Annotated in this window: 13 protein-coding genes; 3 read left to right on the forward strand and 10 right to left on the reverse strand. The window is 44.7% G+C overall.

Annotation, left to right across the window (positions count from 1 at the left end):
• Nucleotides 1-65: 65 nt before the first annotated feature.
• Nucleotides 66-992: a M14 family metallopeptidase gene (locus tag QWZ07_RS03715; RefSeq protein WP_192853519.1), complete on the forward strand. Its 927-nt coding sequence runs from the start codon at nt 66-68 to the stop codon at nt 990-992.
• 210 nt (nt 993-1,202) lie between these two features.
• On the opposite strand, the gene QWZ07_RS03720 is transcribed toward QWZ07_RS03715, so the two are convergent.
• From QWZ07_RS03720 to xsc, 10 genes are all read right to left on the reverse strand, one after another.
• The gene (locus QWZ07_RS03720; protein ID WP_192853518.1) at nt 1,203-2,810 is read right to left on the reverse strand and encodes a BCCT family transporter; all 1,608 of its coding nucleotides are present in this window, start codon (nt 2,808-2,810) and stop codon (nt 1,203-1,205) included.
• Between the two features lie 495 nt (nt 2,811-3,305).
• Nucleotides 3,306-3,878, reverse strand: coding sequence for an aldolase/citrate lyase/malate synthase family protein (locus tag QWZ07_RS03725; RefSeq protein WP_009845766.1), 573 nt, complete (start codon nt 3,876-3,878; stop codon nt 3,306-3,308).
• 235 nt (nt 3,879-4,113) lie between these two features.
• Nucleotides 4,114-5,034, reverse strand: a complete 921-nt coding sequence (locus tag QWZ07_RS03730) for a cache domain-containing protein (protein WP_102371077.1) — start codon at nt 5,032-5,034, stop codon at nt 4,114-4,116.
• Nucleotides 5,035-5,045: 11 nt separating this feature from the next.
• On the reverse strand, nt 5,046-6,386 hold the full coding sequence (locus QWZ07_RS03735; protein WP_017109008.1) for a TRAP transporter large permease: 1,341 nt from the start codon (nt 6,384-6,386) through the stop codon (nt 5,046-5,048).
• A gap of 37 nt (nt 6,387-6,423) precedes the next feature.
• Nucleotides 6,424-6,966: a TRAP transporter small permease gene (locus tag QWZ07_RS03740; RefSeq protein ID WP_009845769.1), complete on the reverse strand. Its 543-nt coding sequence runs from the start codon at nt 6,964-6,966 to the stop codon at nt 6,424-6,426.
• Nucleotides 6,967-7,129: 163 nt separating this feature from the next.
• Nucleotides 7,130-8,131, reverse strand: coding sequence for a TRAP transporter substrate-binding protein (locus tag QWZ07_RS03745; protein ID WP_010431300.1), 1,002 nt, complete (start codon nt 8,129-8,131; stop codon nt 7,130-7,132).
• 117 nt (nt 8,132-8,248) lie between these two features.
• Nucleotides 8,249-9,733, reverse strand: a complete 1,485-nt coding sequence (locus QWZ07_RS03750; protein WP_192853517.1) for an NAD(P)/FAD-dependent oxidoreductase — start codon at nt 9,731-9,733, stop codon at nt 8,249-8,251.
• 48 nt (nt 9,734-9,781) lie between these two features.
• Nucleotides 9,782-10,219 carry a nuclear transport factor 2 family protein gene (locus QWZ07_RS03755; protein WP_017064287.1) on the reverse strand — a complete coding sequence of 146 codons (438 nt, stop codon included), beginning with the start codon at nt 10,217-10,219 and terminating at the stop codon, nt 9,782-9,784.
• A gap of 263 nt (nt 10,220-10,482) precedes the next feature.
• Nucleotides 10,483-11,298, reverse strand: coding sequence for an FRG domain-containing protein (locus QWZ07_RS03760; RefSeq protein ID WP_016795930.1), 816 nt, complete (start codon nt 11,296-11,298; stop codon nt 10,483-10,485).
• Between the two features lie 354 nt (nt 11,299-11,652).
• Complete coding sequence (xsc, locus tag QWZ07_RS03765) at nt 11,653-13,464, reverse strand: sulfoacetaldehyde acetyltransferase (protein ID WP_004731917.1); 1,812 nt, start codon at nt 13,462-13,464, stop codon at nt 11,653-11,655.
• Nucleotides 13,465-13,726: 262 nt separating this feature from the next.
• Between xsc and QWZ07_RS03770 the strand changes: the two genes are divergently transcribed.
• Both QWZ07_RS03770 and QWZ07_RS03775 read left to right on the forward strand, forming a co-directional pair.
• Nucleotides 13,727-14,710, forward strand: a complete 984-nt coding sequence (locus tag QWZ07_RS03770; protein WP_192853516.1) for an AAA family ATPase — start codon at nt 13,727-13,729, stop codon at nt 14,708-14,710.
• Nucleotides 14,711-14,713: 3 nt separating this feature from the next.
• Nucleotides 14,714-16,432 carry a cobaltochelatase CobT-related protein gene (locus QWZ07_RS03775; RefSeq protein ID WP_192853515.1) on the forward strand — a complete coding sequence of 573 codons (1,719 nt, stop codon included), beginning with the start codon at nt 14,714-14,716 and terminating at the stop codon, nt 16,430-16,432.
• The last annotated feature ends 71 nt before the right edge of the window (nt 16,433-16,503 follow it).

The raw sequence follows: 16,503 nt of genomic DNA on the forward strand, positions 1-16,503 counted from the left end.
TGCTGTCTCTGTTAGACAGGAATAATCTGTCTTAATCTTTCACGAACATAAAAGAAAAAGTATAGATGAAAAGTGAATCTACCTACCCAATTGGTAAGCCAGGACAAAAGTGGCAACAAGCAGAACGTGAAGCATGGTTTGCTCAAAGAACAGTTAAGCGTGAATACCAACAAGAAGTTGTGCCAAAGATTAAAGCACTTGCAGACCGTTTTGATATCGAACAATACGGTGCACTGAGCTACGACCAAGCTCGCTTCCCACTTTTCGCAATTAAGAGCAAAAACTGGGATGAGTCAAAGCCGACCATTCTCGTTACAGGTGGCGTTCACGGTTACGAAACCAGTGGTGTGCATGGCGCTATCAAATTTGCAGCGACCCAAGCAGAGAAATACACAGTGCACTTCAACATTGTAGTAGCACCTTGTGTAAGCCCTTGGGGTTACGAGGTGATCAACCGCTGGAATCCAAATGCTGTTGATCCAAACCGCTCTTTCTATGACGGTACGCCAGCAGAAGAATCAGCAAACCTACTAGCTTTAGTGGCCTCTTTGCCAGAAGTATTGGTTCACGTTGACCTACATGAGACGACAGACTCTGATGAAACTGAATTCCGACCAGCACTCGCTGCTCGTGATGGTATTGAGTACATCGAAGGTATGATTCCAGATGGGTTCTACACGGTTGGCGATACAGAAAATCCGCAACCAGAATTCCAAGCGGCAATAATTGCTTCAGTAGAAAAAGTAACGCACATTGCGCCTGCGGATGACGAAGGCAAGATCATTGGTTCAGACGTCACTCAACACGGTGTGATCAACTACCCAATGAAGAAGCTTGGCTTATGTGGCGGCGTGACCGACTGTAAGTACGGAACAACCACAGAGGTTTACCCAGACAGCGACAAAGTGACTGACGAAGAGTGTAATGACGCTCAAGTTGCTGCTGTAGTCGGTGCTTTGGATTACGTAATTCAACATGAATTGAACGCGTAAGCTATTAGCTAATAGCTAATAGCTGCTCCCTAAAACTAAAAAGAGCCACAAGTGACGATTCACTTGTGGCTCTTTTTTTTGTCTTTTCTACTTGTCTTTGATTTCTTCTTGGGCATAAAAAAGCTCCCTTGCACACAGTACAAGAGAGCTTTGAAATAACACTGAATAAGGAGTAATTAGCGAACTATATACTCCCCATACTCGATTACTTTATTTAGCGGTTTCACTAACGTTTTCTTGTCCTTTATCTACTTCAGTCAGTAGACCTTTCAACAAGCTAAAACAGCCAATCAGAAGAATGATCGTAAACGGCAGTGCAGCAATGATCGTGATCGATTGCAGAGCTTGGATAGATTGAGTACCACCAATCCACAACATCACCATCGCGATAGCACCTGAGATAACCGCCCAAACCACTTTCTGTTTCACTGGCACTTCTAGTTTACCACCCGCTGTCATGCCATCGATAACGATGGAGCCTGAGTCTAGCGTTGTAACGAAGAACACAATGATCAGTGCGACTGCGAGAACTGACAGAATGCTACCGAACGAGTAAGCATCTAGCATGTAGAACAAGCTTAGAGATACGTCTGTAATGCCTTGGTCGAGGCCAAGTTGTCCCACATGGTTAATTACTTGCTCGATAGCCACGCCACCGAAGATCGACATCCAAGCCGACGTTACCAATGTTGGGATAATCAGTACGCAAAGTAGGAACTCACGAACCGTACGGCCCTTAGAAATGCGCGCTACGAACATACCGAAGAATGGTGCATACGCAACCCACCATGCCCAGTAGAACACAGTCCAGCCATGCAGCCATGTTGTGTCTTCACGACCCGCACTTTGGCTCAAAGCTACGATGTTTTTCACATAGCCCGTTGCCGCAGTCGCCACAGAATCAAGCACTGTCGTAAAGTTCAATACAGCGATAAGACCAAGGAATACGAACGCAATAACCATGTTCAGGTTACTTAGGAACTTAACACCACCGTCCATGCCACGCATAACAGAGATGATCGCCAAGCCCATAATCAAAACGATAATAGATTGCTGAAGGTAGATGTTGTTTTCCAAGCCAAACACGTGGCTAATACCACTTGCTGCTTGCGCACCACCTAGGCCCAATGACGTCGCAAGGCCAAACAGAGTAACCAGTACCGTTAGTACGTCGATCACATCACCTGTTTTACCCCAAACTCGTTCACCCAGTATTGGGTAAAACACAGAACGCATTGATAGCGGTAAGCCTTTGTTGTAAACAAAGTACGCTAGACAAAGAGCCGTCATGCCATAAATAGCCCATGCATGAAAGCCCCAGTGGAATACGGTTGCACCTAGTGCCAGTTCACGGCCTGCTTCTGTAAAAGGTTCTGCATCTAATGGTGTGCCGAACCAGTTAGTGAAGAATGCCGTTGGCTCAGCAACACCCCAGAAAATAAGCCCGATACCCATACCGGCTGCGAATAACATCGCAATCCAAGATGACATCGAATAGTCCGCCGTCGCGTCTTCGCCACCCAGGCGAATCTTACCTAACGGTGAAAATGCTAGAACAACAGCAAACGCTAGCATGATGTTAGCTCCCCACATAAACAGGAAGTCAAACTTTGATAAAACAGCACCCTTAATAGAATCAATAGCAGCTTTAGCGTCTGCTGGAGGAAGAGCAAGAAGAGTGATGATGAAGAGAAGAGATAAGCCTACTGAAGCTATGAAGACGGTGTTGTGGACATCCATGCCCCATTTACTGACGTTATCTTGACCAACTTGATAGTCAGTAGAATCGATACTGTATTTTTTTGATTTAAAACTCATAAATTATGATGTTCACATATCCGAATCAACGAATATAAGGACGCTCTCCATATCCAATTACTACTTGATTGGCTCGCCGCACCACCTAAATAAAGGCGATAAAAATCACAATGGTTGGTGATAAATGGACTTACTGGCTCAATCCCAAGGCGCGTATTATAGCACAGGTCGAAGCATTTTGACTGAGTTTTAGCTCAATAGTTACCCAAGACACCGTTGATAGTGATAGTTAACCCAATAAAAACAGAATAAAATAAACAGACAAAAACCTTAAAATACAATACGTTAAATTAAAATGACGCACCGTAAAATCTCATGCAAACTTTCTACAGATAATATTAACAACAGCCTGATTTATTTATAGCTCTAATAAAAAAGCCCCGCTATAGGGGCGGGGAAATTACCAAAGGTAAAAGAGAAATCAGTATTCAAATGTCAGTGCTATGTCTTGCTGCGCTTCTTGCCACAGAGACTACACATTTCAAAGGCAGTACATTAGATCGCGAAGCAAAAGCCTAGGTTGTAATCTTCGCCATTCTTTTCAGTGAACTCTTTATCTTCACTCGATGCGCTTGGTCGGCCGCTTTCATCACCCTTCACTAAGCTAACCCAGTGGCGAATACCAGAAGAGAGGTTCGCTTCAGTTTGACCAAACGTGGTGCATGTCTCTAATTGAATGTCTTCGATGTTCACCAACTCTAAGTTGCCAGTGCCTTTACGAGCACCTATTGTCACTTCAACATGAGTTCCACTCTCGTCTCGAAATAGAATTGACGATGGTTTAGATTTATCACCCGCATAAGCGACAAAGTGCTTCGCTCTTTTCAGGCCGGTGTGCTCACCGTTTTTGAAGTAAACCTGAACATGTCGATAATCAATCTCGTAGCTCACTGCATCTTCGTGTGAACCCGCCTCTAGAGGGAATAGAGTATCAAGCAACTGTTTCGCCATTTTTTGTTTTTCGAGTTGCTTGTCTGCTTTCACCATTTCTACGGCAAAGACAGCTTCAGCAATAAATGTTGAATGGTTTCTGTGAAGTTCTGTTTTGTCTAGTGTCAGCATATTCATAATCTTTCCCTCTTACGGCTTTGAATTTCATGTAGGTCAAAAATCCTGATTGACCCTTTTCAAATGTGTTCTTTACTGTGTCGCTTCCATGTATTTCATACTACTTGTATTTTTTAAACAATTTCACAACAAAAATTTCACAGTGTGAATTTTACTAAATTGATTTTTTACACAAACCGGAATTTCCGCCCCCAGCCCTTTATCTAATTGGGCTGAGAGCTCATTAGACACACTTTTACGTGTTGTTTGATTTTGTGTAATAACCGACCCCAACCAACTTATTGTCAATCACTCGATAATAGGTGTGCTTGGTTTCGACTTTGCTCGACAGGGGATTTAGCCATCGATAGGTGTAAACACCACGGCCATTTTCTTTGGCGAGATTTAACATCTCAGTGAGAATTGGCTTATCGTCAGGGCTTAGAATTTCGTTATGTGAACGTCCAACAAGCTCAGGGGATACACCATGTGCAAGTAGCTTTCCGGAGCTCATATCCATCACAAATACATACAAGTCTCCTTCAACAAAGCTACCCTCAGCGTCATTGAATTCAGTCAAGCTCTCTTGTTCTGACTCCACTATCGCTGTCATGGCTCTCGCCAATAAATTCTTTGCCTCAGCAGCACTTGAACGTTCTGGGTAATAACCCACAGCGACGATCACATCGCCCACTCGTTCAAAGAAGGTGGTTTTCGGCTCCCCCATACGATCAGTCGGATTGGTCCAGTGATACTTAACTTCACCAAAACCGTTGTGTACTGCTTTAGTGATCATTTCACGGAAAAATGGATTACCGTAAACGTCCTGAGTGTCTAAAACACTGTCGCCCACCAACACCATTGAAGATCCGCCACTGGCGAGGAATTGGCCATCAATCCCCAAAGCGAATACATACAACTCACCATCTATGTATTCAGCATCGCTCATGAAGTCTTGAACGCTTTCATCGCCTTCTTTTTGAACGTGCACTACAGCTTTCGCAAGCAGGGTTTTGGCTCTTCTTTCCGCGTCACTGACCACATGTGGCTCTGAAATATCGAGCACATTCACTGGCTCGTTTTCTTTGGCTGTTTCTGAATGTTCAGCACGCAATCCAATGCCACTGATCACTGCAAATACGGCACAACCAATAAGGATAACTCTTGATATATTCATAGTGACTTCTCCTAATAGCCCACTAAGGACGGTAGCCAAAGCGTAATTTGCGGGAAGAAAGCGATAACGAACACGCCAATGACGGATGCAAGCACAAAGGGATGGATCTTCGCGGTGATCTGCTCGACCGTGGCTCCACCTATCCCCGAGGCGACAAAGATATTTTCACCGAGCGGCGGTGTAGCAAAACCTATCGATAACGTACACACCACCACAATGCCTACGTGGGTTGGATCTGCGCCTAACATGTACATGATTGGCAACAGCACTGGCACGATAATCATGATCGCGGCTAGCGTTTCCATGAACATACCGACGAAAAGCAATAGCACAATAGTCAGTGCCCACACCATGTACATGTTGTCAGTGAAACCTAGCAATGACTCAGCCACCACGACCGGAATTTTTTGTTCGATTAACAAACGACCAAATACCGTTGCCGCGAATAGAATCAGCAACACACGCCCAGTAATCCATGTAGTTGTCGATAATGACTTGATGGTGCTTTTGAACGATAACTCTCGGTGAATAAACACACCCACAAACAGCGAATAGAAAATTGCCACAACCGCTGACTCTGTTGGTGTAAACATACCGCTATAAATACCTCCGAGAATCAAAAATGGAGCCAATATCGACCATATGCCACGGCGTAAAGCATGTCTTACTTCGCCAAATGACCAATTCTCAGACAGCCCTTTATAGCCTTCTCGCTTGGCAATGAAGTAGTTAGTGACAACGAGTGTAGATGCCATGATGAAGCCAGGAACAACGCCTGCAACAAACAATTTAGGAATAGATAAAGAAGCAAATTGCCCGTGTTGAGCGATGGCTTCAGGCGGTGCCATTAATCCCATTGCTGAGATGCCGAAAATAACTAACGGTATGGATGGCGGAATGATGATCCCCAAGCCCCCTGATGCAGCCGTTACTGCCGATGCGTAACTCTTATCGTAATCTCGCTTAACCATTGCAGGCACCATTAGCATGCCTACCGCTGCTGTGGTTGCAGGGCCTGAACCTGAGATAGCACCAAAAAACAAACACGCCATCACGGTTGCAGCGCCAAGGCCACCCGTCACGGGTCCGGCTAAGCTCTCTGCAATATCCACCAGACGTTTGGAGATACCCGCCGCCTCCATTAATGCGCCAGCAAGAACAAAGGCTGGCAGCGCCATTAACGGGAAGTTACCCACCGAAGTAAACGCGATTTGTACTAAAGCGATGGGATTTTTGTCGAGCAACATATAGGCCGCCATTGAAGCGCCGGCCAGTGATACTGTGATTGGTGCACCCAGAATTAACAGGGTTAAGAAGCCACCAAATAAAATTAGAGTTAAATAGGATTCCATTATTACATCTCTCTATTACGGCTATTCTCTGTGACGACTACTGTGATGACTTTTGTGCCGTCATTTTGCGCAGTTCTTTGACTTCAGGATCTTCGTTCTTAGCGCCCTTAAATAAGCGCTCGTAGTTGTTCCAGATAATGCGCAGCATCATTAGAGAAAATGCGATTGGCAAAATCATATAGAAGTATTTCATTGGGATGCCTGTCGTCTGAGACTTCCAGAACAAATTCATTTTGTTGAACACGAAATCGTAGCTGAGATAAACAAAGTAGCCGTTAAACAGCAGCCATAAGAAGTCAGCAATGGTTTCACAGACGGTCTGAACAATCGGGGGGAAGAACTTGAAGTGAAAACTGACTCGGTTATGCGCCGACATCTTGGCCGCAACAACAGCCCCTAGATAGGCAAACCAAACAAACATGTAAGTAGCGACTTCATCACCCCAAGGTATGGAGTAATCGAAAAGCTGACGAGTAAGGATTTGTGTGAACAGCAATAGGACAAAGCTTGCTAGCAACAAACAACATGTATATTCCTCAATGTTGTTAAGGTGCTTTTTTATTGTTTTAGCGACTGACATATAACCTCCAATGTTGATTTCCACATGACAACCAGTCGCTCGCGGTACTAAAAGATCAGGTACTGGACAGATCAACGAGTAAAGCCATGTAAATGCCCTATCTAACCGTTCTATCGCGAGGTGATTAAGTAGCGAAGAGCAGCAGATAGGGCGAATCTAATCGTTACTTTCTACCTAGTAACTCAAGAACGTCGTCTAGCTTGTCTTTGCCTCCAATGCTTGAATAGAACTTAGGCCAAACTGACTTAGTGACTTTGCTGATCCACTCTTGCTCGTTGTCTGCTGGGTCAGTGAAGACCATGCCTTTTGCTTGCAGTTCTTCACGGATCTTGTTTTCAGTATTTTCTAAGTATGCAAAGCTGTGCTCTGTCGCTTCCTGACCCGCTTCAAGAATGATCTTTTGCATTTCAGGCGTCTGTTGTTGGAAGACTGTTTCACTGACGATAAGCGGCTCAAGTGAGAAGATATAACGAAGGTTTGTGACGTACTTTTGTACTTCATTGAACTTCATCGCATGCACAGTGATGTATGGGTTGTCTTGTCCATCAACCACGCCTTGCTGTAGGCCAGTAAATGTTTCTGACCATGCCATTGGTGTTGGGTTTACGCCCCATGCTTGGTAAGAAGCAATCATGATTTCGTTACGAGGAACACGAATCACTAGTCCTTTTAGATCCGCTGGTGAAGCCACTGATTTTTTAGAGTTAGTCAGAACCCTAAAACCAGAATAAGCCCAGCCAACAATACGAACGCCAGCATCACGAATGGTGTTATCGACAAGGTCTTGACCCACTTGGCCTTGAGTTAATAGCACCGCTTCTTCTGCACTTTGAATGACATAAGGCATGGTCAATAGACCAACCGTTGGAGAGAAAGGCGTCACGTTGTTGATCGCCAATACTGAGAAGTCGAGAAGGCCGATTGCCGCGTCGTTGACGGTGTCTTGCTCGTTGCCCAATTGACCATTCGGGAACAGGTCGATTTTGACTTTACCGTCTGTTTTTTGCTCCATCAATTCAGAAAATGATGTCGCTAATTCCCACTGAGTACCACCAGCAGCATCGCCGATAGCCATTTTAAAATTTGCTGCTGCCGCGGTATGAGATAGCATCGCTGTTGCTACAATTGTGACGCCAGCAATAATTTTATTTTTAATCAATTTCATAGTCTTAACCTTTCATATCATACAGACTTCCTGCCTGTACTTTGCTCACAAGGTGACCTGGTACAACTTTCCTGGTCGTAGTTCTATTTCCCTATTTTGGAAACAATGTTCGAGTAGCTAAAGCACTTCATCCTTTAACGAATACCACTGATAAAGGAACTGTTGCCCTACTCTTCGAAATGGTGCAAACATCTCAGATTCCACCACTTCCCTCACGTTGGGGAACGGAAGTTTTGATTCAAATATTGGCAAGTCAAGCTTATGACCTTCACCTGCGATCCACTGAGCGAGGCGCTTGCCTGCTTGAGCGGAGTACATCACACCATTGCCGCCATACCCTAGTGCGTAGAATATGGATTGCTTTGGATTCGGCTGATAGATTCTTGGCATCATGTCGTGGCTAACATCCACCCACCCCCACCATGAATAATCGATTTTGATCTGATCAAGAGAAGGGAATTTTCGGGTTAAATCCGCTCTCAACATGTCTTCGTATTTCTTTTCAGGTGCATTCTTGCCACTGATGGCACTGCGTGTACCGATCTGCACTCGGTTATCGGGTAACAAACGGTAGTAATGACGCAGGATTCTGGTATCAGTAATCACCTGATTGGTTTTGAAGTTACACGCGGCAATTTCGTCTTGAGTTAACGGACGTGTCACCATCGAGTTAGAAAGTACAGGTAATAGGCGATTCTTAAGCTCTGAATGCAAACCTTGGCTGGTGTACCCACCGGTACAAACACCGACAGAACGGGCCTTCACCACACCACCTGGTGTTTTTAGGTAGTGCACACCGTTACGTGTTTCCCAACCCATCACAGGGCTTGCTGGGTGAACTTTTACGCCGAGTGCTCTCGCCTTTCTTAGATAACCAAACGCCAGTTTCCCTGCATGGATGCCAATACCTTCTGGCTCATGCATTGCGCCTGCCGCTTCTTGGTCACCAACGTAATCACGCTTTACGGTTTCCGCATCTAAGATCTGCGCATCGTAATCGAAGGTGTCACGCAGCAACTTGGCTTCTTTCTCGAGTGTTGCCATCACTTTTGGACGGTGAGCAACGTATAAGTGGCCACCCGGCTGCGGGTCACAATCAATGTCTTTAATCAGAGACTTAAAGGTGTTCATACCATCGATGCATTCGCGGTGCATTTTTAGCGCGGTTTCCAGTCCCCAACGTTCAATCCACTGAGAACGCTTCAAACGTCCTGACGCACACTGAGCCTGACCACCATTTCGGGTACTGCAGCCCCAACTCATGCGGTTAGCTTCAATCACAGTCGCTTTAATGCCGTACATTTCAGCAAGGTGTATCGCGGTACTTAGGCCTGTGTAGCCTGAACCGATTATCGCCACATCGACATCCATATCCGACGTAATTGGGCCATCATCTTCAGGTGGTGCGCCTGCGGTATCTACCCAATAAGTCGGGGCGTATTCCTTACCGTGACCTGGGCTCTTGTCTTTAAGTGGATCGTATTTTGGATCGTATCTTTCTTTTGCTTGGGTACTTTCTTGTGCTTGGGTGCTTTCTTGTGCTTGGGTGCTTGTCACCTTTGGCGGCACATCGGCTGCCGGTTGTTCCATTACTAAACTCATAATTCGACTCTCCTAGTCATAACACGTGAACGGGTTGTGGTTTCGTGTCTAGCTCTTGGGAGTGTTGTTAGGAGTCAAAAGAGGTCTTGTTTTACGGAAGGCATTTTTTACGCTGATTTTTCCATCTTTCAGGGTAAACACATCAACCATACGAGCTTCGATGACAGTGCCATCAGGGTTAGTCGCAGAGAACGTTGATTCGCTTACCGCGCGGTCGCCACACACAAAGTGGACAGGGTCGCTCCAGGCTGCATCTGGAAAGTTCTGCCAAACCAATTCAAAGCTATTGCGAACGGCTTCGTACCCTTCGATAGTGTTGCCAAGTTCGCCTTCTCCTGCCACGGTGTGGAAGACACAGTCTTCGGTCATAAACGACATTAGCGCTTCAATATCATGGTTATTCCATGCATCACTAAAAGACTGTAAAAAGGCGGTGTCGACTTGGTTTTCCAGCACGAATGTCGCTGCATTGGTTTGCATATTCATATTCCAGAATCCTTTATGTTTTCGTTATTGGTTTAAATTTCAGTAGCTTTGCGCCACTTTTTATTAGAGTGTTTAAACTAGATCTGTGAGAATTTAACAACTTGATAACAAGATTCGCCACTCTAACTTCGAGTTACTTTATAAACAATCTTTAAGCTCACAGATTTCATCTTTTTATAAATTAATTGGTGTTCTAATTTTATTTATCTCGTAATCACTAGATTTATATGAGCTCTAAATAAAATCAGTAGAAATATTAGACTTTAGTCGAAATCAAAATCTTGATGGTACTTTCGGCCATACTGCTCAAGCTGGCGATCATGAGTATTAACTTGTAATTCGATATTACCCTCACCTTTATTCATTGCTTGATTACTATCTACATGGGCTTCATTTTTTAAATCAGCCAGTGTCTCTTCAATATATTCTGTCGGTTCATTTAAAACATTCATGGATATTAATTCCTTTATCAGATTTACTTTCGCTGATGGAAGAATATGAACGGACACTAGACCGTTTGAATATTCTTTCTCATCGTACAAAGGCTGAATGGCATCATTGCCACCTTCCTTAAATGGGTGAATGGAATACCACTTATCTTTTCGTTGCTCTTGCTGATCACAATCAGCCACATTGAATATCTGAGTCTTATTGAAGTCACAGGGTGAGTTAAAAACACTAACCTTATGATAATCAATGGCTTTAATAATATTGATACAGTCTTTACTTTGGCTATGACATACAGACCACAGCGCATTAATCAGGTTATCTGTCCACTCAAGTAAACGGGTTGGAAACCCCTGTTTCTTGGCTAAACACATCAATAACCAATCGTTTATTTCATGTGCACTCAACGAATGCCCGCCATAAACTCTCACGGTCGAGAGAAGCTCTTGTTCGACACGGCGAATATTCTTTCGATTTGAGCGACCTAAGCTTGGCATCAGGTTATTATTTTCATAATCACACACGTTATAAATCAAACCACGATGCCCACTACACTCAGCAATGAGTGAATCGATTATTTCATACAGCTCTTCAAGTGAGCTTATATAACGTTTATTTTTCACAACATTCATACAATAAGTCACTTAATTTATATTCGGTAAAGTTAAAGCATTAATAATCACGTTAATCAATGGTTAAATTAGTTTCGTTGTAATTATTGAAAAATGATAATAGGTATATATCTTCGTCAAAAATGACCATTTATGGATCCATTAGTTAAGGATCGAACAATAATAATGAGTGACAAAATTTATATAGCTAGAACCACTTATGTACCGATGGAACATTTAATTAGTGTTCTAATGTTTAAGTAGAAATTATTGAACTAAGCGTTTACGTTCTTCACTTAAGCACTTTGCCAATACCCGTTAATATTGTCCGACCACGCTCTTTATAATGCGGTGGCCGGACAAACTTCCTATGACTTATACGTAATCTTTGTATTTATCTAGGAAACGAACCGGTGTTGATAGTGCATCTCGGCGGAACGGGTCGCCCAATTCCTGAGTACACATGATTTCAATGATGGTTGTTTTGCCTTCGTTCATCTGCATGTCGATGGCTTTTTGCAGGGTTGGACCTACATCTTCTAGCTTATCAACCGTGATACCTTCAGCGCCCATAGCTCTTGCGATTTCTGCAAAGCTTTGGTTTTCAAGTTCACCAGCAACAAAGCGTCGGTTGTAGAAGTCGACTTGGTTCTTCTTCTCAGCACCCCATTGACGGTTGTGGAATACCACGGCTGTCACTGGAATGTTATGGCGAACACATGTCATGGTTTCCATTAGGCTCATGCCCCACGCACCATCGCCTGCATAAGAAATAGCGGGACGATGAGGTGCCGCCGCTTTCGCACCAATGATGGTCGGGAACGCATAACCACAGTTACCGAAACTCATTGCAGCAAAGAAGCTACGTGGTTTTTCAAAGCGTAAGTAGCTGTTTGCCACTGAGTTGATGTTACCGATGTCCGTCGAGACCATTACGTCTTCAGGCATCGCTTTTTCTAGCTCACGCAATACTTGGCGTGGGTGTAGATATTCGCCACCAGAGAACGGAGTCTCGTGTGAGTTTTCTTCAATCATATCTAAGCTGAACGAGTCACGTTCGTGTGTCCACTCATCAAGCTCTTTTTCCCACAGTGCTTTCTCTGTTGCCACTGTATCTTGACGAGCGCCTTTGTTGTCATCACACAACAGTGCGCGGCCTTCCAATCTTTCAGATAGAGCAACCGCAGCTGCTTTCGCATCTCCACAGATACCAACCGAAATCTTCTTAACTAGGCCAAGCATCTTGTTGTCGGCATCAATCTGAATGATTTTCGCGTTCTTCGGCCAGTAGTCCATGCCATGTTGAGGCAAGGTACCAAATGGACCGAGACGTGTACCCAAAGCGATAACCACATCCGCTTGAGCCATCAACTTCATTGCCGCTTTCGAACCTTGGTAGCCTAAAGGACCACACCATAATGGGTGACTCGCAGGGAAAGAGTCATTGTGTAGATAGCTGTTCACTACGGGTGCGCCCAATCTTTCTGCCAGTGCCGCACACTCTTGAACTGCATCAGCCATTACCACACCGCCACCAGAAATGATGACTGGGAATTTCGCTTCAGCTATCAGGTCTGCTGCTTCATTCAGAGATTTCTCGCCACCTGGACCACGGTCTAAACGCGCGGGTTTAGGGATCTCGGTTTGAGTTTCGCCGTAGAAGTAGTCACGTGGAATATTCAGTTGAGTTGGACCCATTTCACTCATCGCGCGGTCAAAACATCGACCCGTGTATTCCGCCATACGGTCTGGGTGTGTTACGTGTCCTTGATACTTAGTAAACTCTTGGAACATTGGAAGTTGGTTACACTCTTGGAAACCACCTAAGCCCATTGTTTTAGTACCAGTCTCTGGCGTCACAATCACGACTGGGCTGTGTGCCCAGAATGCAGCTGCAATCGCAGTTACACAGTTACTAATACCTGGGCCATTCTGCCCGATAACCACGCCATGGCGACCAGATACACGAGAGTAACCATCTGCCATGTGAGCAGCACCTTGCTCGTGTACCACTGGGACCAATCGAATGCCAGCAGGAGCAAAGATATCCATTGCGTCCATAAATGCTGACCCCATGATGCCGAACATGTCGGTAACATCATTAGCAACCATAGTTTCAACGAACGCTTCTGATGGTGTCATTGTTACTGTGCCGGAAACAACCGTACGTTTTTCTTGCTCACTCATTCTTCCATTCTCCTTGAGTTAACCAAAATTTCATTTTTCGGAATGAATTGTCTCTTTTTCGAATTCATTTTCACCTTAGTAGTAGAATTTTTGCGCGTCAACTTTTTATATTAAATTGGAACAATTCATTCTAATTAATAAAACTGGATCACATTATTGGTAGTTTTTCGTACAAAAAGTGCCATTAACTTAAGAGGAGCTGTTAATAATCGATGTCATATCGCGATAGCAGCGACAAGTGATGAGCTATATAGAGGGAAATATGATGAAAGAGGCGGAATTGATACCAACGCAACCAGTAAGTGTGAGAGAACGCTTTGAGATCGACAGTAATCTAACCGTGATGGCATTTGAACATGCGGGCGAATATGTGCCGAAAGTCGATCCTAATTACTGTTTTGACCCCGAAGTGACGCTAGCTATATTAGCGGGGTTCACCTCCAATCGTCGCACACTGATTCAAGGCACACATGGGACGGGCAAGTCGTCTCACATTGAGCAAATCGCCGCGAGATTGAACTGGCCATGCTTGAGGATCAACCTAGACGGACACTTAAGTCGCTTGGATTTCATAGGTAAAGACAGCATCGTAATTAAAGACGGAATGCAAATAACAGAGTTTAAAGAAGGCATTCTTCCGCAGAGCATTCAACAACCCATTGCACTGGTGTTAGATGAGTACGACGCTGGTCGCCCTGACGTGATGTTTGTGATTCAACAACTATTAGAGCAAGACGGTAAATACACCTCTTTAGAACAAAACCGAGTGATCACGCCTCACCCTTCTTTCCGCCTGTTTGCTACCTGCAACACACTTGGCTTGGGTAACTTCTCAGGTTTGTATTCGGGCACTCAAGTGCTTAACCACAGTCAATTAGATAGATGGAACATCATCGCCACGCTTAACTATTTAGATCCACAGCATGAAACTAAGATCGTGCTATCCAAGCTTCCAGAGCTGAATAATGAAAGTGGCCGACAACTGGTTGAGAAAATGATCGCCACCGCAGGGTTAACGCGTAACGGGTTTCGAGCTGGTGACCTTTCAACGGTGATGTCTCCGCGAACGGTGCTCACTTGGGCCGAAAACATCCAAATATTCGACGATGTAGCCACCGCATTTAGGCTGTCATTCTTGAATCGCTGTGAAGACGAAGAAAAAGAACTGGTTAGCGAATATTATTTCCGTTGCTTTGGTGAAGATTTAGAAACGCCTACTCAAAACTATTCGCACTCGGAGTCGTAAACCATGGCCAATGTTTCTTCCCAGCAGAAAAAGATCCTCGATCTTGGGGTGTCTGTCGCCAGAGCGATCAGCGGTGAATTGAGTCTGAATTATCGGGGAGAACGTCTCTATAAAGGCAATAGCCCCTGTTATTACCAGTCCGCACATACTAACGATCTCACCTTTGTTTCTCGCCACGAGTTGAAAAACAGCAAGCTTTCAATGCAAGGCAAGATCGATTCATCGGCACTGCGATTATTACTTTCAGACGCTGATCTTCACTATTCATTACGACCGAAAAACGAAGTCGAACGTCTGTTATATGATTTCTGCGAGCAAGTACGAATTGAATCGCAAATCCCGTCTTATCTAAAAGGCGTGACCACCAGTATTCAGTTCAACTTTGCTTATTGGAGCGACCAATATCATCAGAATGGCTTCACCGAATCACGAATCGGCATGTTGCTGTTTACTCTGATGCAAGTCATCCACACCCGCTTAACTGGCGTTCCGGTGTCTGAACCCATTGCTGAAACCATCGAATCGACTCGCGCCAGCATCGTGCCTACTTTCGGGTACAGCCTGAAGCGCTTAAAGCAACATAGAACCGACCAACAACAGTTTGCTCACTGCGCTAAGGAGCTGACAGCCCTTGCACAAGAATTAATTATCCAAGAACAAGAAAGTGATAACTCGCCCACGCCTACGGTCGAAGAAGACATTAAGATCCTTGCGCAGCTTGCCTTGATTGTTGATGGTGACATTCAAGATGAAGACGTCGATACCGACATCACAGGGAGTAGCAAGGTATTCGAACTCTCGGGTGCCAATTATCAGGTCTTTAATTCAGAATTTGATCAAGTTATCGCGGCAGACAAACTCGTCAGGCGCGCTCTATTACTCGAACTGAGGCAGAAACTCACCGATGACATCATGGCGAGACAAGTCAACACTCGCCGTTTAGCCGCTATGCTCACTCGCTTTGTTGCCACGCCACAAACGAACCGACGTCAGGATCATTTAGAAGAAGGTATTGTTAACGCCACTACCATCACCAAGCTCATCACCTCGCCATTGGATCGCACTGTCTTTTATCAACCTGATATCGGCGCATCTCATCAATGTGCCATCACGTTTTTGATGGACTGCTCAGGTTCAATGCAGAAACACAGTCACAAGCTAAGTCTACTGATGGATACAATTCTCAAATCCGTTGGACTGGCCAACATTCCATTTGAGATTATTGGCTTCACTACCAATAACTGGAACGGTGGCAAAGTCTATCGACAGTGGCTTAAACAAGGCCAACCGAAACACCCAGGCCGCTTAAACGAAGTTCGACATATTGTGTTTAAAGATTTTGATACCCATTGGAGACGCTCTCGCCTTGGCATTGCCAGCCTTCGTAAAGCAGACATCTTTAAAGAAGGGATTGATGGCGAAGCGGTGCAGTTCGCTAGTCAGCGGTTGCAGCAGAACAGTGCGCAAAGAAAGGTTTTGATCGTGTTCTCAGACGGCTGTCCGATGGATACCGCCACCAGCACCGCCAACGATCAGTTCTATTTAGATAACCACCTCAAACAAGTGATTGAACGTGAGTCGACCAAAAACGGAATTGAGATTCATGGTGTGGGAATGGGCGTCGATTTAAGCCCGTACTACCGCAGTAACATCACCTTAGATGTGCAGGAGAGTTGCTTATTTGGATTATCTAAGAGCGTATTTGAGATGCTAAAGCGTTAAGGTTTTTGTTTAACGTTAAGCTTTTTGTTTGGAGATGTACGCAGTGACCAATAACGTTTCGGGGAGTTGTG

The organism is Vibrio lentus (assembly GCF_030409755.1).
In the GTDB taxonomy this organism is placed as follows: Bacteria; Pseudomonadota; Gammaproteobacteria; order Enterobacterales; family Vibrionaceae; genus Vibrio; species Vibrio lentus.